Annotated in this window: 21 protein-coding genes; 6 read left to right on the top strand and 15 right to left on the bottom strand. The window is 70.4% G+C overall.

The annotated features are described in order from the left end of the window. Window positions 1-9: 9 nt before the first annotated feature. From AOK08_RS04810 to AOK08_RS04745, 14 genes are all read right to left on the bottom strand, one after another. Complete coding sequence (locus AOK08_RS04810) at window positions 10-849, bottom strand: ABC transporter ATP-binding protein (RefSeq protein ID WP_055523981.1); 840 nt, start codon at window positions 847-849, stop codon at window positions 10-12. A gap of 68 nt (window positions 850-917) precedes the next feature. Continuing rightward, complete coding sequence (locus AOK08_RS04805) at window positions 918-1,961, bottom strand: ABC transporter ATP-binding protein (RefSeq protein WP_241826827.1); 1,044 nt, start codon at window positions 1,959-1,961, stop codon at window positions 918-920. Beyond that, window positions 1,958-2,818, bottom strand: coding sequence for an ABC transporter permease (locus AOK08_RS04800; RefSeq protein WP_241826826.1), 861 nt, complete (start codon window positions 2,816-2,818; stop codon window positions 1,958-1,960). The genes AOK08_RS04805 and AOK08_RS04800 overlap by 4 nt, the downstream gene beginning before the upstream one ends. Beyond that, the gene (locus AOK08_RS04795; protein WP_079053824.1) at window positions 2,815-3,819 is read right to left on the bottom strand and encodes an ABC transporter permease; all 1,005 of its coding nucleotides are present in this window, start codon (window positions 3,817-3,819) and stop codon (window positions 2,815-2,817) included. The genes AOK08_RS04800 and AOK08_RS04795 overlap by 4 nt, the downstream gene beginning before the upstream one ends. Window positions 3,820-3,918: 99 nt before the next feature. After that, a complete protein-coding gene (locus tag AOK08_RS04790; protein ID WP_055523932.1) occupies window positions 3,919-5,577 on the bottom strand; it encodes an ABC transporter substrate-binding protein in 1,659 nt (552 codons plus the stop codon). Between the two features lie 174 nt (window positions 5,578-5,751). After that, window positions 5,752-7,158 carry an NAD(P)/FAD-dependent oxidoreductase gene (locus AOK08_RS04785; RefSeq protein ID WP_079053823.1) on the bottom strand — a complete coding sequence of 469 codons (1,407 nt, stop codon included), beginning with the start codon at window positions 7,156-7,158 and terminating at the stop codon, window positions 5,752-5,754. A 332-nt stretch (window positions 7,159-7,490) separates the two neighbouring features. Beyond that, window positions 7,491-7,958 carry a hypothetical protein gene (locus AOK08_RS04780; protein ID WP_055523930.1) on the bottom strand — a complete coding sequence of 156 codons (468 nt, stop codon included), beginning with the start codon at window positions 7,956-7,958 and terminating at the stop codon, window positions 7,491-7,493. 1 nt (window position 7,959) lies between these two features. Further along, window positions 7,960-9,555, bottom strand: a complete 1,596-nt coding sequence (locus AOK08_RS04775; RefSeq protein WP_055523928.1) for a long-chain-fatty-acid--CoA ligase — start codon at window positions 9,553-9,555, stop codon at window positions 7,960-7,962. 38 nt (window positions 9,556-9,593) lie between these two features. After that, window positions 9,594-10,448, bottom strand: a complete 855-nt coding sequence (locus AOK08_RS04770; RefSeq protein ID WP_055523926.1) for an SDR family NAD(P)-dependent oxidoreductase — start codon at window positions 10,446-10,448, stop codon at window positions 9,594-9,596. Beyond that, window positions 10,445-11,317, bottom strand: a complete 873-nt coding sequence (locus tag AOK08_RS04765; RefSeq protein ID WP_055523925.1) for an alpha/beta fold hydrolase — start codon at window positions 11,315-11,317, stop codon at window positions 10,445-10,447. The genes AOK08_RS04770 and AOK08_RS04765 overlap by 4 nt, the downstream gene beginning before the upstream one ends. A gap of 47 nt (window positions 11,318-11,364) precedes the next feature. Further along, window positions 11,365-11,940, bottom strand: a complete 576-nt coding sequence (locus AOK08_RS04760) for a 3-phenylpropionate/cinnamic acid dioxygenase subunit beta (RefSeq protein ID WP_055523923.1) — start codon at window positions 11,938-11,940, stop codon at window positions 11,365-11,367. Between the two features lie 100 nt (window positions 11,941-12,040). Beyond that, window positions 12,041-13,246, bottom strand: coding sequence for an NAD(P)/FAD-dependent oxidoreductase (locus AOK08_RS04755; protein ID WP_055523921.1), 1,206 nt, complete (start codon window positions 13,244-13,246; stop codon window positions 12,041-12,043). Next, the gene (locus AOK08_RS04750; RefSeq protein WP_055523917.1) at window positions 13,243-13,581 is read right to left on the bottom strand and encodes a non-heme iron oxygenase ferredoxin subunit; all 339 of its coding nucleotides are present in this window, start codon (window positions 13,579-13,581) and stop codon (window positions 13,243-13,245) included. The genes AOK08_RS04755 and AOK08_RS04750 overlap by 4 nt, the downstream gene beginning before the upstream one ends. Then, window positions 13,578-14,930 carry an aromatic ring-hydroxylating dioxygenase subunit alpha gene (locus AOK08_RS04745; RefSeq protein WP_079053831.1) on the bottom strand — a complete coding sequence of 451 codons (1,353 nt, stop codon included), beginning with the start codon at window positions 14,928-14,930 and terminating at the stop codon, window positions 13,578-13,580. The genes AOK08_RS04750 and AOK08_RS04745 overlap by 4 nt, the downstream gene beginning before the upstream one ends. Before the next feature lie 99 nt (window positions 14,931-15,029). Here AOK08_RS04745 and AOK08_RS04740 point away from each other — a divergent pair, with 99 nt between their 5' ends. The 6 genes from AOK08_RS04740 (at window position 15,030) to AOK08_RS04715 (ending at window position 20,813) form a co-directional block, all read left to right on the top strand. After that, a complete protein-coding gene (locus tag AOK08_RS04740; RefSeq protein WP_055523916.1) occupies window positions 15,030-16,013 on the top strand; it encodes a zinc-binding dehydrogenase in 984 nt (327 codons plus the stop codon). Next, complete coding sequence (locus AOK08_RS04735; protein ID WP_055523914.1) at window positions 16,010-16,957, top strand: 3-carboxyethylcatechol 2,3-dioxygenase; 948 nt, start codon at window positions 16,010-16,012, stop codon at window positions 16,955-16,957. Before AOK08_RS04740 ends, AOK08_RS04735 begins: the two co-directional genes overlap by 4 nt. A gap of 71 nt (window positions 16,958-17,028) precedes the next feature. Beyond that, window positions 17,029-17,832, top strand: coding sequence for a 2-keto-4-pentenoate hydratase (locus tag AOK08_RS04730; RefSeq protein WP_055523970.1), 804 nt, complete (start codon window positions 17,029-17,031; stop codon window positions 17,830-17,832). Further along, entirely contained in the window at window positions 17,829-18,782 is a 954-nt protein-coding gene (locus tag AOK08_RS04725) for an acetaldehyde dehydrogenase (acetylating) (protein ID WP_055523912.1), read from the top strand. Before AOK08_RS04730 ends, AOK08_RS04725 begins: the two co-directional genes overlap by 4 nt. Continuing rightward, window positions 18,779-19,813: a 4-hydroxy-2-oxovalerate aldolase gene (gene dmpG / locus AOK08_RS04720; RefSeq protein ID WP_055523911.1), complete on the top strand. Its 1,035-nt coding sequence runs from the start codon at window positions 18,779-18,781 to the stop codon at window positions 19,811-19,813. The genes AOK08_RS04725 and dmpG overlap by 4 nt, the downstream gene beginning before the upstream one ends. 196 nt (window positions 19,814-20,009) lie before the next feature. After that, the gene (locus AOK08_RS04715) at window positions 20,010-20,813 is read left to right on the top strand and encodes an IclR family transcriptional regulator (protein WP_055523910.1); all 804 of its coding nucleotides are present in this window, start codon (window positions 20,010-20,012) and stop codon (window positions 20,811-20,813) included. 14 nt (window positions 20,814-20,827) lie between these two features. On the opposite strand, the gene AOK08_RS04710 is transcribed toward AOK08_RS04715, so the two are convergent. Continuing rightward, a complete protein-coding gene (locus AOK08_RS04710; RefSeq protein ID WP_055523969.1) occupies window positions 20,828-21,439 on the bottom strand; it encodes a helix-turn-helix domain-containing protein in 612 nt (203 codons plus the stop codon). Window positions 21,440-21,484 lie beyond the last annotated feature (45 nt).

Genomic DNA, 21,484 nt, shown 5'->3' with positions numbered 1-21,484 from the left:
GTACATGGCTCACTCCCCGGACTCGGCCGGTCCCGTACGGCGCCGGGGTGTCCAGCCGGGCCGTGGGACCGCGTCGATCAGGGTCCGGGTGTACTCCTCACGAGGGCTGCCGAGCACCTCGGCCGTCGTGCCCTCCTCCACCAGACGTCCGTCGCACATCACCGCGCAGCGGTCGCTGATCTGACGGACGACCGCGAGGTCGTGGGAGATGAAGAGATAGCTGATCCCGGTCTGCCGGCGGATGTCGATCAGCAGGTTGAGCACCTGCGCCTGGACACTGACGTCGAGGGCCGACACCGCCTCGTCCAGGATCAGCAGCTTCGGCTCCATCGACAGGGCCCTGGCGATCGCGACGCGCTGACGCTGCCCGCCGGAGAGGTTCCCCGGGAACTCGCCCGCACATCGCTCGTCCAGCCCCACCTGCGCGAGGAGTTCGAGCACCCGGGCACGGCGTTCGGCCCTGCCGAGCCGGTGGTGCAGCCGCAGCAGTTCGTCGATCGCGGCGCCCACACGCTGGCGGGGGTCGAGGGAGCCGAACGGGTCCTGGAAGACCATCTGGACCGGCCGTGCCGCCCGTCCCCGCCGGCTCCCGCGCCCTGCGGCGGTCTCACCGTCGATCGTCACCGTGCCGGTGTCGGCGGTCTCCAGGCCGGCGACGATCCGGGCGGTCGTGGTCTTGCCCGAGCCCGACTCCCCGACGATCGCCAGACACGAGCCGCGCGGGACGTCGAAGGACACGTCGTCGACCGCGACATGCTCCCCATGGCCTGCCGCGCCACGGGTGACGAAAGTCTTCCGCAGCCCGCGGACCTCAAGGATGTTGGCTGTCACCACGGGGTCGCCTGTCATACGGATCTCTTCGGCCAGGCGGGGGTCGCCTGCCGTGCGGATGTCATCGGTCATCCGGGTGTCGCCGGTCATGCGGACCCTCCCACCAGGACATCGGACAGTTCGTCGGCCCGGTGGCAGGCGACGCTCCGCCCGCCGGCCTCGATCAGCTCCGGCCGCTCCTCACGGCAGCGGTCCGTCGCGAACTCGCACCGCGACGCGAACACACAGCCCTTGCCGGCCTCGAAGGCCGACAGCGGGCGCCCCGGGATCGCCCGTAGCTCCTCGACCTCGTCCAGCCGGGGACGCGAGCGCAGCAGCCCGGCGGTGTACGGGTGCCGGGGGTGGGCCACCAGCGCCGAGGAGGGGCCCTTCTCGACGATCACACCGGCGTACATCACCGCCAGGGAGTCGTTGATGGCCGCCGCGAGGTCGAGGTCGTGCGTGATGAAGAGGAGACCGACCGAGCGTTCACGGATCTGCTCGGAGAGGATGGCCACCACCTCGGACTGCACCGTCGGGTCGAGCGCGGTGGTCGGCTCGTCCGCCAGCACGAGCGACGGTGAGGGCATCAGCGCCATGACGATCATCATCCGCTGGAGCAGGCCGCCGGAGAGTTCGTGCGGATACTGCTCCATACGTCGGGCCGCGTCGGCGATGCCCACCTCGCGCAGCAGCGCGCACGCCTTGTCGCGGGCCTCGTCCCGGGTCATCTGCCGGGTGGCGACCACCGACTCGATGAGGAAGTCGCCCATTCTGACCAGGGGGTTGGTGTAGGACCGGGGGTCCTGGTGGATCATCGAGGCGTCGTGGCTGCGATAGGCGGTCCACCGTTTGCGGTCGTACGTCGAGACGTCCTCCCCACGGAACCTGACCGCACCGGAGACCTTGGCGCCCTTCGGCAGCAGGCCCATGACCGCCTTCGTGGTCATCGACTTCCCGGACCCCGACTCGCCGACCAGGCCGACCGAGGCGCCCGGCGCCACGCTCAGGCTGACGTCGTGGATGACACGCCGCATGCTGTCGCCGCGACCGCGTCCGGGCAGGTCGATACGGAGGTGCTCGATGTCGAGCAGTGCGGGAGCCGCCGCCATCTGTCGCATCTCCGCCTCCGTCGTCTTCGTCGCCGTCATCGCCGCCCTCCCGCGCGTGAACCGAGGCGTTCGCCAAGGGTGTTGAACGCCACCACCGAGATCAGGATCATCAGGCCGGCCGACAGGGTCTGTGCCATGGCCCCGTCCAGCAGGTCCGCCTGCCCCTCGCTGACCATGAGGCCCCACTCGGCCTGCGGCGGCTGGATGCCGACGCCCAGGAAGGAGGCGGCTCCGAAGTCCATGAGCGCGGAGCCGAAGCTGATGGTCGCCTGGGCCAGCACGATCGGGAGGAGATTGCGCAGGATGTGGTGGGTGCAGATGCGCCATGCCGGCATGTCGGCGAGTTCGCAGGCCTCGACATAGGCCATGCGCCGCTCGGTCACCGCCGCACTGCGCACCACACGGGCCACGTACGGCGTGTAGACCAGGGACAGCGCGAGCACGGGAGCCCAGAAGCCGCCGCCGAAGACGGCGCCCGCCACGATCGCCACCAGGATGCCGGGCAGCGCGAACACGACGTTGAAGACCTTGGACAGCGCCGAGTCGACGATCCCGCCGCGCCAGGCCGCGACGATCCCGAGGCCGGTGCCCAGAGTGAGACTCAGTACGACGATCAGGCCGGGGCCCATGAAGCTGAGGCGGGCACCGTTCATGAGCCGGGACAGGATGTCCCTGCCCAGGGAGTCGGTACCGAGCAGGTGTTCGGCGCTCGGGCCCTGGCTCGCCGCGAGGAGGTCGGTCTGGCTCGGCGGGTACGGCGCGAGCAGCGGGCCGAGCACGGCCAGCAGCACCAGCAGCGAGCAGACCGTCGCCGCCGCGAGGAGTACCGGGTCCGCCCGCCGGACGGACCGCCCGATACGGGCGGCGCGTCCGGCCGGGAGAGCGAGGGTGGTCACTTCCGGCCTCCTGTGGTCCGGGTCCGCGGGTCGAGGACCGTCTGGGCGAGGTCGAGCAGCGTGGTGACCACGACGAAGATGACGACGATCAGCATCGAGATCGCCATGACGACCGGATAGTCCTTGTTGGTCACGCTCTTCATCAGCAGCGAGCCGATCCCGTCGACGGAGAACGCGGTCTCGACGATGACCGAGCCCGCGACCAGTCCGGCCACCGTGAGCCCGGAGGCGGTCATGACCGGCAGCGCGGCGTTGCGCAGGATGTGCCGCCGGAAGACGAGTCCGCGCCCGAGACCCCGGCCGACGGCCGTCGTCACATGGTCCTTCCCGGCCTGTTCGCGTACGGCCGCCGTCGTCATCTGGGCGACGTAGGCCGTCCAGCCGAGGGACAGGGCGATGGCCGGCAGCAGCAGGTGGTGCAGCCGGTCGACGAACCCGTCACCGGCGCCGAACGTCGGGAACCAGCCGAGCTTCACGGCGAAGACGCCGATGAGGACGGTCGCCGACACGAAGGCGGGCACGGACAACCCCACCCCGACGAACGCGCTGACGACGGGCCGCCACCGGTCGCTCATGCCGCCGAACGCGCCCAGGGCGATGCCGAACACCACGATGATGACAGCGGCCAGGGCGACCAGTGTGAGCGTGGTCGCGATCCGTGGCTCGACGAGCCCGGTCACGTCCTGGCGGTAGGTGATCGACCGGCCGAGGTCGCCCTGAACCGCGTCGGTCACCCAGTGGACGTACCGCACGGGCAGCGGTTCGTCGAGCCCGAGCTGTGCCCGGGCCGCCGCGCGCTGCTCCGGGGTCGCCCGCTGTCCGACGATCTGGTCGACGGGGTCGCCCGGGGTGAGCGACAGCGCGGCGTAGATGAGGAACGAGGCGGCCAGCACGGTCGCCGCCGCGCCCAGCACACTGCGCGCGATCACGCGCAGTACGGGCAGGCGGGGCCAGGGGCGGGTCCAGCGGGCGGTGCCGCTGGTCGCTGAGGTGGATGTCATGTTCTTGCCTTTGCGTTCCCGGTCGGGCAGACGGTCGCGTCGAGGGGACGGGGGTGCCGTGTCCCACGAGCGGTGGGCACGGCACCCTGCGGAGGAAGATCAGGAGGCCGAGCCGATGAAGGCCATGTTCGGTGTCGACCAGTACGCGAACGAGGTGACCGCTCCGGCGAGTCGCTTGTTGAGGAACGTCACGGTGTGGGTGGCCACCAGCGGGACGGTGAGGTTCGCGGCCTCCCAGCGGCGCTGGGCCTCGATGATGAGCTGGGCCCGCTTGGCACCGTCGAAGGTCGCCACGGCCTCGCCCAGCAGCTTCCCGGTCGTCGCGTCGCTGTAGCCGGTGTAGTTGTACGGCGATCCCGGCAGGTAGGAGAAGAGCGCGGGCTCCAGCGGGTCGCTGACGGAGTTGAAGCTGGAGCCGAACATCAGGTCGATGCCCTTGCGCTTGCCCGCGTCGTAGCCGGCCTGCTGGAAGGCCAGGGCTCCCATGCTCTGGAGCTTGATGTTGATGCCGGCCTGCTTGGCCTGCTGCTGGACCAGCTGCACGATCCGGCTCGCGGTGGGGTCACCGGCGCCGTAGGCGAGCACCAGGTCCTGGCCCTTGTAGCCGGACGCGTCGACCAGCTTCTTCGCCGCCGCGAGATCGTACGACCGCGACTTCTCGAACTCCTGGTACGCCTTCTGGTACGCGGCGGTCTGGTCCGTCGGCCAGGTGCGCGGGGTGACGGTGGTGTAGAGGGCGTCACCGCCTCCTCGGTAGACGGCCTCGGCCAGAGCCTCCCGGTCGATCACGCGCTGCAGGGCGGCGGCGAGTTTCGGATCCTCGGTCAGCACACCCTTGTTGGCGACACTGAGCGCGACGCTCTGCGTGGACGGACCGAAGTAGAGGCGGCCGGCGGCCGACTTCTCCAGCGCCTGGATCGCGGTCGGCGGAAGCTCGTACGCGCCGTCGATCTCGCCCGTGTCGAGCGCCTTCGTCAGCGCCGTGGTGTCGGTGACGAAGGTGAACTTGACGTTCTTGGCCAGCGGAAGCCGCTTGGGGTCCCAGTAGCTGTCGTTGCGCGACATGGTGATCGAGTCACCGGACTTCCATTTGTCGAGCTTGAACGGCCCGCTGCACATCAGTCCACCGCTGGCCGTGCCGAAATCTTTGCCCGCCTTTTCCGTGAACGCCTTCTCCACGACGACGCCGGCGATATCCGTCATCTCCGTGTTGAACTTCTCGTCGGGCGTGGAGAATTCGACTGTGACCTCTTTGGCGCCGGTTGCCTTGATCGACTTCACGGACGCGAAGAAGCTGCTGACGATACTGTTCGCCTTCGCCCTTTCCAGACTGTAGACCACGTCCTCGGCGGTCACCGGCTTGCCGTCCCAGAAATGCGCGTTGCCCCGCAGGGTATAGACCAGCTTGGTCGGCGAGACCTGCTTGTAGTCGGCGAGCCCCGGCGACATGTTGTAGTCGGCGTCGTAGCGGACCAGCGTGTCGCACAGGTTCATCACGACCTGGCCGCCGCCGTAGGTGGCCGCGTTCGGCGGGTCCAGGGTGTCCGGCTCGCCACTGGTGAGGTTCCAGGTCACCTGGTCGACCTTCCCCTTGGCGGCTTCCGCGGTGGAGACGAGCTCACGCTTTTCCCCGGGGGACTTCTGCGACGAGTCACCGGAATTCCCGGAACAGGCGCTTGCCGTCACGGTCAGTGCGATCGCGACGGCGATGAGAGATGCCTTGCGCCTAGGGCGACAGGGCGTCACAGCCAGGGACATGAGGGTCTCCTTGATGTGCGCGGAGCGAGGCTCCGAGATGGGCCTCGGACCGAGAGGCGCACCGTACATAACAGTCACTGTATAGCGCGTATTATTCAATAAAGCCAGAGTTCACGCAGGATTTACAGGGTCGTTCGACGCGGGTGCGGAGAGCAAACGGGACGGGTGCCCCACTCAGGAGTCGAAGCCGAGGCCCAGCCGGTCCAGGACCCGCAGCCAGAGGTTCCGGCGCCCGGAACGGTCCGCGCGGGCCAGGGACCAGCGGGTGATCTGGATGCCGGTCCAGGCCAGCGGCTCGGGCGGGAAGGGGAGCGGCCGTTTGCGCACCATCTCCAGGCCGGTGCGCTCGGTCTCCCGGCCCGACAGCAGGTCGAGCGTGACGTCCGCCGCGAACCGGGAGGCGCCGACACCGAGCCCGGTGAAGCCGGTGGCGTAGGCGGTGCGCCCCCGGTGCGCGGTTCCGTAGAAGGCGCAGAACCGCGTGGAGGTGTCGATCAGGCCGGACCAGCGGTGGGTGAAGCGGATCCCGCGCAACTGCGGGAAGGTGGCGGCGAAGTTCCGCGCCAGGGCCTCGAAGGTCTCCCGGCGGTCGTAGTGCTCCGGCCTGGCCGACCTGCCGTAGTGGTAGATCGCGTCGTACCCGCCCCACAGGATTCGGCGGTCCGGGGTGATCCGGTAGTAGTGGAACTGATTGCCGGAGTCGGCCACGCCGAAGTCCGGGTTCCAGCGGATCGCGGCGAGCTGCTCGTCGGTCAGCGGCTCGGTGGCGAGTACGTAGTCGAAGACGGGCACGGTGAACAGGCGCAGCGACCGCAGCGGGCTGGGGAAGGCGTTGGTCGCGAGCACCACCTTGCGGGCGCGGACCGTGCCGCCGCTGGTGACGGCGGTGACGTGACCGGTGGCGCCGCTCAGCGAAAGCAGACGGGTGTGCTCGGCGATCCGCGCCCCCAGGCCCTCCGCCGCCTCGGCGAGGCCCCAGGCCAGACGTGCGGGGTCGACCAGCGCGGACTCATCGGGGACGTGCCGGCCGGCGAGGTAGGTGGGTGAGTCGACGAGTGCGCGTACGGCGTCCGAGTCGAGGAACCCCGGCTCGCCCGGGTCGAGGGCGTCGACCTCGTGCGGGCGCGTGGCGACGTGCAGGCTCCCGGCGCGCGTGAACCCGCATTCGATGCCGTAACGGGCGACGGTCTCCTCGATCTCGTCCAGGTTCCGCATCCCGAATCGGTGCAGGTTCTCGTACTCGTCGGGCCAGCGGGCCCGCCCGTTCTCCTCGCCGTGGGTGATGCTCGCCTCGCAGAAGCCGCCGTTGCGGCCGGTGGCGTGTTCGGCGAGACGGTCGCCCTCGATGAGCAGCACACGCTGTCCGGGTTCCCGCTCGACTGCCCGGAGCGCCGTCCACAGCCCGGTGAAGCCGCCGCCCACCACGAGCAGGTCGACGTCCTCGTCGCCCGCCAGCGGGCTGCGGGGCTCCGGGCGCCGGTCGCTGTCGAGCCACAGGGGCTTGAGGACCGAAGCGTCGAATGAGCCCTCGGGCCAGGCTTCCACTGTCGGTTCGAGCTTCGGGGCCACTGGGTCGGACATCGAGTCCTCCGGGGGATGTTCTGGACCGGCGGGGCGGCCGGACGCTGAAGGGAGAGTCGACACGAAGGGCGGCGGGCGAAGCCGCCTCGCCCTCTCGGGCCGTTCCGGTGATCCTGGGGCCGACCTCAGGGTTTGTACTACGGCCACTATGTAGCAAGTTTTATATATAGGTCGACGCAATGTCCAGGGCATGGGGAAGGGATCACCCGAAGGCACGGGTTCGCGTGCGGATCGTGGCCGCTGAACCCTGCCCGGACCGAACCGCTGCCCGTCCGGGACCGGTCAGGCCGTCTGGGACCGGGACCGGCCAGGCCCTCTGGGACCGGGACCGTTCAGCTGCCCGGCACCCGGTCCAGGTCCATGTCGGTGTGGGTGACCCACGCCGGTTCGTGGACCAGCAGGCTCAGCCGCCGCTCCTGAAGGTCCGTGTCGACCACGTATCGGAATCCGGCCGCCTCCGCCCGGTCCATGCCCGCGCGGTCGTCCTCCTCGACGGCGTACACCACCTTGCGGCAGCGCACGTCGGCAGCGTGCACGGCCAGCGCGAGTGCCCGGAGCAGCGCGGGAGCCCTACGCGCCCGCTGCTGCTCCGGTTCCAGTACGAGTTCCACGTCGTGGGCGCCGACGGGATAGGCGTCCCGGAGCCGGCCGGCCGCGCAGCGCTCGATCCGGACCACGGTGTCGGCGTCTGCCTCGGCCCCGCGCACGCGCAGCCTGCCCTCGCGGCGACTCCAGGTCTCCACGGTGACCTGCCAGGGACCCTCGACGGTCAGGTCGGGAAGCGCGGGTACCGCGAGCATGTCAGCTGTCCTCTCCGGCGATCCGGCGGACGACGGCCTTGTCGAGCTTGCCCGAGGCGTTCCTGGGGACCGCCGGCGCGACGGTCAGCCGACGCGGCAACTTGTAGCGGGCCAGACGTCCGGCCGCCCATGCGCGCACGGCCTCCAGCGTGATCGCCGGGTCGTCCACGCTCATCACGGCCACCACGGTCTCCCCCCACTGTTCGTCGGGCACTCCGACGACCGCGACGTCGACCACGCCCGGCATGGCGGACAGAACCCGTTCGACCTCGGCGGGGTAGACGTTCTCCCCACCGCTGATGATCATGTCCTTGAGGCGGTCGACGATGTAGAGGCAGCCGTCCTCGTCGAGGTGGCCCATGTCGCCCGAGTGGAACCAGCCCTTCTCGTCGAAGGCCGCCCTGTTGGCCTGCGGGTTGTTCCAGTACCCGGCGGTGACGTTCGGGCCGCGCACCACGATCTCGCCGGGCTCGCCGTCCGGGACGGGACGGTTGGTCGCGGCATCGACGACACGGACCTCGGTGAAGGGCATCGGGACGCCTGCCGAGCCGACCTTGTCCAGGGTGCGCTCGATCGGCAGGTGGGTCGCGAAGGGGGCGGTCTCGGTCAGTCCCCAGGCCTGCTGGAGCAGAACCCCGTGCTCGGCGTACTGCTCGATCAGCGAGGGCGGGACCGGTGCTCCCGCCACGACGACCGACCGCAGTCGGCTCAGGTCCGCGTCGAAGACACCCGGTACCCGGGCGAGGGCGGCGAACATCTGGGGCACGCCGAACATGGAGTTCACGCCGTACGCCACAAGGTCGTCCAGACAGGCCTGCGGGTCGAAGCCGCGGCGGATCACCACCGTGCCACCGCGCACCAGGGTGCGCAGGACGAAGCTGTTCAGGGCACCGACGTGGATAAGGGGAGCGGCGGCGTAGGTGACGTCACCGCGCCGGGTGTCCAGGCGCAGCTCCACGTTCGCCGCGTTCCAGAAGATATTGCCGTGGGTCAGGACGACGCCCTTGGGCGCGCCCGTGGTGCCCGAGGTGAACATCAGGATCGCGGGGTCATCGGCGTGCTTGGCCACCACACGGGCGGTGGGCAGGGTGGCCGTCAGCAGCCGAGCCCACGGCTCCCACCCGGTCACTTCGGCGGCCGGGACCGCCGTGTCGTCGTCCACGAGGAGGAAACGGGCGAGGCCGGTGCGTCCTCGTACGCTGTCGACGCGTTCGCGGTGGCCCGGCTCGCAGATCACGGCCGTGGCACCGCTGTGAGTGAGCACAGCCTCCAGCTCCGCTTCGGCCAGCCGGAAATTGACCGGCACGAACACGGCGCCGAGCCGGAAACCAGCCAGCATCGTCACGAGGAACGAGCTGCTGTTGAGGCCGACGTAGGCGACGCGGTCCCCGTCCGCGACACCTCCCTCGGCGAGGACGGCGGCCAGCCGGGCCGCCTTGTCGTCGAGCTGGGCGTAGGTCAGGTCGCCTCCGGCGTAGCGGACGACGACCCTGTCCGCGTCGTGGCGGGCGTGGCGTTCGACCGCCGCGGCGGGGTTCAGGTCGACCCGCGCGCACGAGTTGGCCGGATGCGGGGTCGTGGTGGAGAACGTGGTCACGAGCGGCTCCTCGTTGAGCTGCGCCGGATGGTCAGAGGTCAGAGGTGGTCGCCGCCTGCGGCGGTCGCGAAGCCGCGTACGCCGATTCCGCCGTCGACGCTGATCGCCTGCCCGGTGATCGGTCCGCTCTGCTCACGGGCGGCGAGCAGCACGTACGAGCCGGTGAAGTCGCGCGGGTCCGTGCTGGAGTCGTGCAGCGGGATGGGCGGCGGCGGGGCGTCCGGGGTCTTCTTCGCGAACGACGACGCGATCGAGCGGCCGGACAGGGCGAGCGACTCGGGGCCCCGAAGGTCGGTGTTCATGCCGCCGCAGGCGACGCCGTTGACGCGGACCTTGGGGGCCAGCTCGTAGGCGAGTTCGCGCATCAGGCCCAGGCAGGCGTGCTTGCTGGCGGTGTAGAGGGGGCCGCCGCCGTTGACGTAGAAGGAGGCGTTGGACAGGGTCATGATGATGCTGCCGCGGGTCTTCACCAGCTCCCGCCAGGCCGCTTCGGCGGCGAGGACGTATCCCTTGACGTTGACCGAGAAGATCTCGTCGAAGGCGGAGTCCAGCTCCTGGCCGCTCAGCCGGGTGAGCTGGCGCTGGTAGTCCCACATGCCGGCGTTGGCGACGAGCGTGTCCAGCTTGCCGAAACGGTCGACGGTCCCGGCGACAGCGGAGTGCAGAGCGGCCGAGTCGCGTACGTCGGCCGCCACGGCGTGGATACGGGACGGGTCGGGGGCCGCGTCGACGACCTCGTCCAGCCGGTCCTTGTCCCGGCCGACGATCGTCACCGAGGCACCCTCGGCGAGGAAACGCTCGGCCACCGCGCGGCCGATGCCCGAACCGCCCCCGGTGATCAGGGCCGTGTAGCCCTCCAGCCAGCCGCCACCACTTATGACGCTTCCGCTCATGACGCCGCCTCCGTCGTCTCCTCGGCAAGGAAGCCCGTGACCAGGCGCTCGAACTCGTGCTGCCGCTCCAGTTGGACCCAGTGCCCGCACTTGCCGAACACGTGGAGTTGCACGTCCCGGATCTGCTTGAGCATCAGTTGGGCGCCGTCGAGCGTGATGGTGCGGTCGTCCCGGCCCCACAGCAGCAGCGTCGGCGCCTTGATCTTGTGGAGATCGCGCCAGAGCGGGTCCATGCCGCCGCGCTTCGCGAAGGCCGCGTTGTAGTAGTGGTAGAAGGCGATGTGGCTCGTGTCGAGGGAGGCCTCGTAGCGGGCGCGGACGACGTCCTCGCCGAACTGCTTGTGGTCGTAGACCATGGTGCGGATGAACGCGGCCATCTTCTTCTCGCTGGGGCCGCCGGCGTTGTAGTAGCGGAACATCTCCTTCTGCCCCTCCGTGGGGGTGGGCCCGAAGGGCAGCCAGCCGCCGCCCGGCGCCATGAGCACCAGCCGGGTAACCCGCTCGGGACGCTGCTGGGCCATGGCGATCGCGGCGGCACCGCCGAGGCTGTTGCCGAGCAGGTGGAAGGTGCCGATGCCGAGGGAGTCGAGTGCCTGGAACAGCGCGTCGACACCGATCTCGGTGATCGACCGTTCCGCCAGATCCTGTTCCCCGGGCCGGTAACTGCCCCCGAAACCGGGCTGGTCGGGCAGGATCACACGGAAGTGGCGTGCCAGGGCGGGCAGGTTCTGGTGGTAGTTGCTGACACCGGAGGCGCCGGGGCCGCCGCCGTGCAGCATGACCAGCACCGGTCCCTCGCCGACTTCGGCCACGGCGATCTCGCCGAGGGAGGTGGCCACTTGATGGTGCTTGAGTTCGAGGTCGGTCACGGTGAGTCCTGTCGAAGCAGTCAGAGGGGGCTGGGTGGTCTGAGGCGTCAGAAGAAGGTCGAGATGTTCTTGGCCTGGAGGATGTTCTGGTCGAGGAGGATGGTCCGGCGGGCGATCTGGAGCCGTCCGTCGGCGGCCTTGCGCAGGATGTCGGTGCGCCCGCCGGCGAAGACGTTCTCCTCGCGTTCGAGGCGGTTGCGGTAGACCAGGAACGCCGAGCCGACGCACAGGTCGTTCTCCGTGAACCCCTCGTGGTCGGCCGGGTCCACATGCCTGACCATGACGTTGGTGATCAGGTGCCGGGTCCTGGAGGGCGGGTCCTCGGCCCAGGCCATTCCGGAGTCGAAGCGGCGGATGCGCCAGGCGAGGCTCTCCTTGGTCTCGTCGTAGAAGGCGGCCTCGCCGCGCGCGGCCACCGACAGGGCCTGTTGGCGGCGCAGCCGGTTGGTGCGGGTGGGCATCCAGTAGTCGAGGTCGTCGGCGAGCAGGTCGAGCCAGTCGGCGTAGCGGCCCTCGTCGAGGAGGGCGGCCTCCTCGTAGTAGAACTGCTCGACCTCGAAGTGCGTGTCCCGGTCGGCGCGTTCTCCCGCGCGTGACCGGAGCCGGTCGGTGGGTGTGCTCACGGTGTCCTCTCGTCCCTTCTCCGGTTCGGCGGGCAGGTCTGGGCGGGTGTGGGCGGGTATGGGCTGTGCGGTCCGGGCCCGGTGGTGCGCGGCGGGTGCGTCAGCCGCGCAGCAGGTCGCGCGGTTTGACGGACGGGTCGGCCAGCCGGGCCGCGTCGGCCGGGATACGGCGGTCGATCAGGCGGCGTGCCGCGCGTACGGCGGCCGGGTCGTCGACGGACGCAGCCGCGACCACCAACCCGTCGCGCAGGCCGAAGACCGCGCAGGACGGTCCGTCGAAGGAACCCCGCAGGACTGTGTCGGAAGCCGTGTCCATGTGTCCGACCGCCTCGATGTGCCGTGCGTGCCGGTCGGTCCAGAACCAGGACGCCGAAGGCTCCGGCGGTGCGGCACCGAGGAGGGTGGCGGCGGCGCGGGCGCCGTCCTGCTGGGCGGCCTCCCAGTGCTCGGCGCGGTGCTCGTCGCGGACGCGGGCCGGATCGCCGACGGCCAGTACGGCCGGGTTGGACGTCATTTGCCCGGCGTCGACCAGGATTCCCCGGTCCACATCGAGACCGGCCGTCCGGGCGAGGTCGACGCAGGGCACCATCCCGACGCCGAGGACGACGGCGTCGTACAACCGCGGGCCGGTCGACGAGGTGAGCCGCGCCTCGATGCCATTACTGCGCTCTGTGAAGGACTCCACGGAGGCGTGCAGGGTGGTGACGTGGTTCTTGGCGTGCAGTCCGTGCAGCCAGGCCGCCAGGTCCGGGCCGAGGACCGGGGCCAAGGGGACGGCCACGGGGTCGACCAGGTCGACCTGGCAGCCGAGGCGTACGGCGGTGGACGCGACCTCGGCGCCGATCAGGCCGGCGCCGACGACGAGGATGTGGGCGCCTGGGCTGAGCGCGAGGCGCAGCCGGTCGGCGTCGTCGGCAGTGCGCAGGACGTGCACGCGGTCGCTGTCGGCGCCGGGGATCGGCGGGCGGGCCGCGGCGCCGCCGGTCGCGAGGACGACACGGTCGGCGGGCAGCAGGCGGCCGTCGGCGAGTTCGACGGCTCCGTCCCGGGGCCGCAGCGCGGTCACGGCGGTCCGGTTGACCAGGCGGACGCGCTGGTCGTCGTACCACTGCGGGGGCTGGAGGGCGATCTCCTTGAGGTCCCTGGTGCCGGTCAGGAAGTCCTTCGACAGCGGTGGCCGGTCGTAGGGGAACTCACCGGCGTCGACGAGGGTGACCTCGCCGTCGAAACCGCCGGTCCGCAGAGCCGCCGCCGTGCCGACCCCGGCGATGCCGCCGCCCACGATCACCACGCGCCCGACGCTCACGGCGCTTCTCCCGGGAAGAGCCAGACCTCGCCGTCGCGCACCTCGACGCGGTGCGGGCAGGCGTTCCTCGTCGCGGGCAGGCCCTGGACCTCGCCGCTCTTCAGGCAGAACTTGCTGGAGTGCAGCGGGCACTCGACGAACCCGTCCTCCACCCAGCCGTCGGCGAGCGAGGCCGTCTCGTGGGTGCAGGTGTCGTCGAGCGCGTAGACGCTGTCGTCGGTGTCGCGCAGCAGGGCGATGTTGTCGGCGGTGCCGGTGATCGCCTTGTCGATGGCGATGCCCTCGCCCTCGGGGATGTCGTCCAGGGCGGCGACGCGAATGCCGGTGCTGCTCATGCCTTGCTCTCCTCGTGCCATGCGGGGGTGTTCATCAGCTCGCGCCAGCGCCCGTAGAAGGCGCGTCCGGCCGCGTCGCTGTACAACTCGCTGGTCCTGCCGGGGTGGCGGCCGTCCTCGCGCTCCGAGCCCAGCCCCATCTGGTAGTTGAGGGGGACTCCGTTGGTGATGAAGCCCTGCGAGATGGCCTGCACCTCGCTCCAGTTCTCGCCGTCGTCCTGCTCGAAGATCCCGCTGGGCCCGAACGTCCGCAGGTTGTAAAGGCGTTGGGCCTCGCGGACCTCCTCTGGCATCGACTTGTCGACGACGGTCCAGGCCCAGACCTCCATCTTGTCCGGGCCCTTGGGGTGCCAGACGCGGACGGAGCCGTTGACGGGGAGGTAGGAGAAGTTCGGGAAGACAGTGGCGTGCCCGTTGGTGAGCGGGCCTTCCACGCGGGCCTCGCCGAGGCGTTCGCGCAGGGCGTCGTAGTCCGTCCACTCGTGCACGGTCCGGGCGTCGAAGCGGTTCCTGGGGTGGACCGGGAAGCCGGCGCCGTTGCCGTTGGCGTCGGAGTACTGGCGGCCGGTGCGGTGCACGACCTCGTCCCGGGGCTTCTTGCCGGCCGGCGCGAGGAGCATGAGCGCGGAGGCGTGGCTCATGTTGACGTGGTACCAGTCGGTGGCGAACTGCTCCGCCGCCAGCTTCCAGTTGCCCTCCAGGACCCACTTGTGGACCCCACCGACGACGACAGTGCCCTCGTCGTCGTGGTCGAGCATGGCGTCCATGTACCAGGCCATGTCACCGAGCGACTCGCGCAGCGGGACCGGCTGCGGATTCCAGGTGCCGAAGACGAGGCCGCGGTAGGTCTCCACGTGCGGGACCTCGACGAGGCCCCACTTGCCCTCCTCGAAGTCGTCCGGGTAGCCGTCCTTGTTGGGGACGCTGACCAGCGAGCCGTCCAGGTTGAAGGACCAACCGTGGTAGGTGCACGTGAAGTTGCGGGTCTGCCCGAAGTCGGCACGGCAGAGGCGGGCGCCCCGGTGGCGGCAGGAGTTGAGGTAGGCGCGGATTCGCCTGTCACGGTCGAGGGTGACGATGACGGGGTCCTCGCCCATGTACGTGGTGAAGAAGTCGCCGGGCTTGTGGAACTGGTCGGTGTGCGCGAGGAACAGCCAGCTCGGCGCGAAGACACGGCGCAGCTCCTGCCGGTACAGCTCCTGGTCGGTGAAGATGACGCGATCCAGCAGCCCGCCCTCGGTGTCCACGAGCCCGGAGACGTCGAGGTTCCGTGCCAGGTCCGCCGGGCGCCTGAGCGCGCCGCGCGGTGCCGCCGTGGCGGCGCCCTGGGGTTCGTTCGTCGAGGTCATGCGCACAGGCAACAGCAGCGGCGGAAGGTGTGCCACGTCCTGTGCCGCAGAGTGGCACACGCGCTGTCGGACTTCGTCCACCCGGGAGAGCGTGGGCGCATGCTTGCCGCAATCGCCACCTCCCAGAGCGCGACCGCCCCGCTGTCGGGGCTCGTCCTGGAGGACATCCCCAAGCCCGAGCCGCGCCCCGGATGGTCCACGGTCCGTGTGGTCGCGTCGTCGCTCAACATGCACGACCTGTGGACCCTGCGCGGGGTGGGCCATCCTCCCGAGCGGCTGCCGATCGTCCTCGGCTGCGACGCGGCGGGATACGACGAGAACGGCACCCCGGTCCTTGTCCACCCCGTGCTCGCCGACCCGGACGCCGGCCTCGGCGACGAGACCCTCGACCCGAACCGCGCGCTGCTGTCCGAGCGGCACAACGGGGCCTTCGCCGAGTATCTGTCCGTCCCCACCCGCAACCTGATCCCGAAGCCGGACTGGCTCACCTTCGACGAGGCCGCCTGTCTGCCGGTCGCCTGGGGTACCGCGTACCGGATGCTGTTCACCCAGGCAGGCCTTCGGGCCGGCGACCGGGTCCTGGTGCAGGGCGCGGGCGGCGGGGTCGCCTCGGCGGCGATCAACCTGGCCGTGGCCGCCGGCGCCGTGGTGTACGCCACCAGCCGCAGCGAGGACAAGCGGCGGGAGGCCGAGTCCTGGGGCGTACGCAAGGCCGTGGCGACCGGTGAGCGGCTGCCCGAGCGGGTGGACGTCGTGGTCGAGACGGTCGGCGAGGCCACCTGGTCGCACTCGCTGAAGTCGCTGCGGCCCGGCGGCACGATCGTCATCGCCGGCGCCACCAGCGGCACCAACCCGCCCGCCGACCTGGGCCGCGTCTTCTACCTCCAGCAGCGCATCCTCGGCTCGACCGGCTGCACCCGCGGTGAGCTGGTCTCCCTGCTGAAGCTGATGGACGCCACCGGCCTGCGCCCGGTCATCGACCGCACCCTGCCCCTGGCCGAGATCCACCAGGGCTTCCAGCTCATGATCGACGGGCGGCTGACCGGCAAGCTCGTCATCCACCCCCAGGGAGAACCGTCGTGACCGCAGCCGCCGTGGGTCTGTCCCACTCCCCGCTGATCGGGAAGAACGATCCCGCGCCCGAGGTCCTCGCCGCCGTCGAGGAGGCGGTCGAGGGAGCGCGCTCCTTCGTACGGGACTTCGACCCCGAGTTGGTCGTCCTGTACGCCCCCGACCACTACAACGGCTTCTTCTACAAGGAGATGCCGCCCTTCTGCCTGGCCACCGGCGCGAACGCGGTCGGCGACTTCGGTTCCGCCGCCGGGCCTCTGTCGGTCGACACCGACGCCGCCCGCGCGCTCGCCCGCTGTGTGCTGGAGCGGGGCGTGGACCTGACCGTGTCGGCGCGGATGACCGTCGACCACGGCTTCGTACAGCCGCTGGAGGTCCTGTTCGGCGGCATCGACAAGGTGCCGGTCGTACCGGTCTTCGTCAACGGCGTCGCCACTCCGCTCGGCCCGGTCAGCCGCATCCGCGCGCTGGGTACCGCGATCGGCGAGGCAGCGGCCTCGCTCGACCGGCGCGTGCTCTTCCTCGGCTCCGGCGGGCTCTCCCACGACCCGCCGGTGCCGGTCCTCGACGGCGCGCCGCCCCGCGTGGCCGACGCGCTCATCGAGGGACACCCGCCCACGCCCGAGCAGCGGGCCCGGGGCGAGGAGCGGGTCGTACAGGCCGGCCGGGACTACGCGGCGGGCTCGACCGCGATGATCCCGATCAATCCGGACTGGGACAACCACGTGCTCGACACCCTGGAGAGCGGCCGTCTCACGGACGTCGACTCCTGGTCCGTGGAGTGGATGGGCGCGGAGGGCGGCGGCTCGGCCCACGAGGTACGCAGCTGGATCGCCGCGTTCGCGTCCCTCGCCGCGACCGGCGACTACCGGATGACGTCCCGCTTCTACACGCCGATCCCGGAGTGGATCGCCGGGTTCGCGGTGGCGACGGCGCGACAGGGGGCGGACCGATGACGGACAGCCGCAGCGCGCAGAGAGACGAACCGAAGGCCGCCGACGGCCGCGATACGGAGACAGGTGAACCCATGACGGGACGCGAGGAAGCGATCGAGGCCGCGACGAACCGGCTGCTGGTGGCGGGGGCCAAGGGGGAACCGTGTGCCCCCGTCCGCGACGTACTGGGCACGCTCGACATCGACAGCGCCTACCAGGTGCAGCAGCGCCTCAACCGGCTCCGGCTGGCCGAAGGCGCCGTCGTGAGCGGCCGCAAGATCGGCCTCACCTCCCCGGCCGTCCAGCGGCAACTCGGCGTGGACCAGCCCGACTTCGGGGTCCTGTTCGCCGACATGGACGTCTCGGGAGATGCCGAGGTGCCCACCTCACGGCTGCTCCAGCCGAAGGCCGAGGCGGAGATCGCCTTCGTCCTGGCGGCGGACCTGGACGGCGACGACATCCAGCCCGCCGACGTCCGCGCGGCCGTCGCCTACGCGACACCCGCACTGGAGATCGTCGACAGCCGCGTCGCCCACTGGGACATCCGCATCACCGACACGGTCGCCGACAACGCCTCCAGCGGCCTGTACGTCCTGGGCGAGGCGCGTCTGCCGCTCACCGCGTTCGAGCCGCGCGAGGCGGCCATGCGGATGTACGTCGACGACACCCTCGTCTCCGAGGGCGACGGCGCCGCCTGCCTCGGAGACCCCCTCAACGCCCTGTTGTGGCTGGCCCGTACGGCCCGCGCCTACGGAGACCCCCTGCGGGCCGGCCAGGTCGTCCTGTCCGGGGCGCTCGGCCCCATGGTCGCCGTCACCGCAGGCGTCACCGTCCGCGCGGAGATCTCCGGCCTCGGCACGGTGACCGCCACGTTCAGCGAGAAGGACCCGTCATGACCGACGCCAAGAAGACCAAGGTGGCCGTGATCGGCTCCGGCAACATCGGCTCCGATCTGATGATCAAGGTCATCCGGCTCTCGGAGACACTGGAGATGGCCGCGATGGTCGGCATCGACCCGGACTCCGACGGCCTGGCCCGCGCCCGCCGCCTCGGTGTCCCGGTGACGCACGAGGGAGTGGAGGGCCTGATCGCCCTGGACGGCTTCCAGGACATCGACATCGTCTTCGACGCCACCTCGGCCAAGGCGCACGCCGCCAACGCCGAGCGGCTGAAGCCCTACGGCAAGATCCTCATCGACCTGACCCCGGCGGCTATCGGCCCGTTCGTCGTACCGTCGGTGAACCTGGACGCCCACCTGGACGCGGACAACGTCAACATGGTGACCTGCGGCGGCCAGGCGACGATCCCGATCGTGCACGCCGTGGGGCGCGTGACTCCCGTTCCGTACGCGGAGATCGTGGCCTCGATCGCCTCCAGGTCGGCGGGCCCCGGCACCCGGGCGAACATCGACGAGTTCACGGAGACCACCTCGTCGGCCATCGAGCAGGTGGGCGGCGCCGCGCGCGGCAAGGCGATCATCGTGCTCAACCCGGCCGAACCCCCGCTCATCATGCGGGACACGGTGTTCTGCCTGACCGGCGACGCCGACCAGGACGCGATCCGCGCGTCGGTCACGGACATGGTGGCGGAGGTCGCCAAGTACGTCCCCGGCTACCGGCTCAAGCAGGACGTCCAGTTCACCGCCGTATCACCGGACGAGCCGGTGCACACCCTGCTGCCCGTCGACGCGCCGCGAGTCACCACCAAGGTCTCGGTGTTCCTGGAGGTCGAGGGCGCCGCCCACTACCTCCCGGCCTACGCCGGAAACCTCGACATCATGACCTCGGCCGCCCTGCGCACCGCCGAACGCATCGCCCAGCACGCACGCGAGGGGGCACGGGCATGACCAAGGACCTGAAGAACGTGAATGGCCCGAAGAACCTGTACATCCAGGACGTCACCCTGCGGGACGGTATGCACGCCGTCCGGCACCGTATCGAGCCCGCCGACGTGACCCGGATCGTCGCTGCACTGGACGCGGCCGGCGTGGACGCCATCGAGGTGGCACACGGCGACGGCCTGGCGGGCGGCTCGCTGAACTACGGCCCCGGCAGCCACACCGACTGGGAATGGATCGAAGCGGCGGCCTCGGTCCTCCAACGAGCCACACTCACCACACTGTTGCTGCCCGGCATCGGCACCATCGCCGAACTGAAGCACGCCTACTCCCTCGGCGTCCGGTCCATCCGCATCGCCACGCACTGCACCGAGGCCGATGTCGCCGCACAGCACATCGGCACCGCGCGCGAACTGGGCATGGACGTCTCGGGCTTCCTGATGCTCAGCCACATGGCCCCGGCCGAAAAACTCGCCGAACAGGCCAAGTTGATGGAGTCGTACGGCGCCCACTGCGTGTACGTCACCGACTCCGGCGGCCGGCTCACCATGGACGGCGTCCGTGAACGCGTCCGCGCCTACCGGGACGTACTCGATCCCGAGACCCAGATCGGCATCCACGCCCACCAGAACCTCTCCCTCGCCGTGGCGAACTCCGTCGTCGCCGTGGAGGAGGGTGTGACCAGGGTCGACGCTTCACTGGCGGGGCACGGGGCAGGCGCGGGCAACTGCCCGATCGAACCGTTCGTCGCGGTGGCCGACCTCCAGGGCTGGAAGCACGGCTGCGACCTGTTCGCCCTCCAGGACGCGGCGGACGATCTCGTACGGCCCCTTCAGGACCGCCCGGTCCAGGTCGACCGCGAGACCCTCACGCTCGGCTACGCAGGCGTCTACTCCAGCTTCCTGCGGCACGCCGAGGCGGCGTCCCGGCAGTACGGCGTCGATGTGCGGGGCATCCTGCTGGAGGTCGGCAAGCGAGGGCTGGTCGGCGGCCAGGAGGACATGATCGTGGACATTGCGCTGGACCTGGTGAACGGGTAGGAGCAGTCGCGGGGTCAGTTCCTGACAGCGGGGCGGGGAGACGAGCCGGTCGTCTCCCCGCCCTTTTTCGTGTCGGCGGTGTGAGCGGCGTCGCAGGCCCTGGTGTGGTCCCGATGCGTTTACACGCTCGCGACAGTCATTTACATTGGACAGGCGTCCATCAAAATGGCCGCCCGAGCCACCACCGGAGCCCGTCATGGCAGTGCCCACAGTGTCTACATCTCTCGAACAGCAGACCGCGGTCGACAAGGCCCTGGTCCTGCTGAAGTCGCTCGCGGAACTCGACGGCGAGGCCGGCGTCAGCGAGTTGGCGCGTCGAACCCGGCTGACCAAGTCGACCGCCTTCCGCCTGCTCGGCATCCTCCAGCGCAATGACCTGGTCGAACGCGTCGGCAGCGACTACCGACTGGGCACCCAGATGCTGGACATCGGCACGCGCGCGTACGGCTCGGCCCCCGTGCTGCTGCGGGACTCACTCATGCCGCACCTCGTGGACCTGTACGAGCTGACGCACGAGACCGTGCACCTCGCGGTGCTGCACGGCACCGACATCGTGTACGTCAACAAGCTCCACGGCCATCGCGCGGCACGCTCCCCGTCCCAGATCGGCGCCCGGCTGCCCGCGTACTGCACCGGGGTGGGCAAGGTACTGCTGGCCTTCGACCACGACGCGGCGGAGGCGGCCGTGGCGGAAGGGCTGACACCACGCACCGAGTACACGCTTTCCGGACCCGACCGCTTCCGGGCGGCCCTGCGGGACATCCGCCAGGACGGCATCGCCTACGACCGCCAGGAGGCGACTCTCGGCCTCACCTGTGTGGCCGTGCCGATCATGGGGCCCGCCGGCCGCCCCGTGGCCGCACTCTCCGTCGCGGGCGCGGAGCCCCGTTTCGACCCCGCCCGCTTCGCCCCGGCCCTGCGCCGAGTGGCCCACGAGGCCTCCCGTACGGTCGCCGCGGCCCGGGCCCGTCGAGCCGCGGTCGCCGCGACCCGCTCCTGAGCCCGAAACACCGCTCAGCGGCGGCCGTTGCCCTGCGTGCGGGTGGGGTTCGAGCCACCCGTACCCGGCTGGACCCGCGGCACGCTCACCACCACGTGCAGCAGGCTCTCGTCCACCAGCGACTCGTAGAGATGGGGACGGTCGCCCGGGTAGCGCACGAAATCCCCGGCCGCCAGCTCCACCGGGGACTCCACCGGGCCCACCCGCACCCGGCCGTTGATCACGTACAGGTGTTCCAGCGTGCCCACCGGATGCGGTTCGGACGGTGTTGTCGTGCCCTCCGGCCCACGGACGACCCGGAGCAGGTAGTTCTCGATGACACCGGAACCGTAGATGTGGTCCAGGGAACGGGACTTGTAGCCCCCGTGCTCCTGCCAGACGCCCTCGTCGCCCCGCTGCACGGTCATCATCTGTTCCCGCTCCGCCACCAGCCTGGTGACCGGCACACCGAGCGCGGCGGCGATGGAGAACAAGGTGTCGACCGTGGGATTACCCGTCCCCTGCTCCAGATTGGACAGCGTCTGCTTGGCCAGCCCCGCCTGCCGGGCCAGTTCGGCCAGGGACAGACCCCGCTGCTCTCTGAGTAGGCGCACATTGCGCGACACGACGGCGTTTCCTGAGGACACGCACCCACTGTAGGCGCAGGCCACGGGCGCGCGAACGCGGCCGAC

This window comes from Streptomyces graminilatus (assembly GCF_001418565.1).
Lineage (GTDB): Bacteria > Actinomycetota > Actinomycetes > Streptomycetales > Streptomycetaceae > Streptomyces > Streptomyces graminilatus.
The sequence above is the reverse complement of the archived record's forward strand: the minus strand, read 5'-3'. Positions and strand labels throughout refer to the sequence as shown.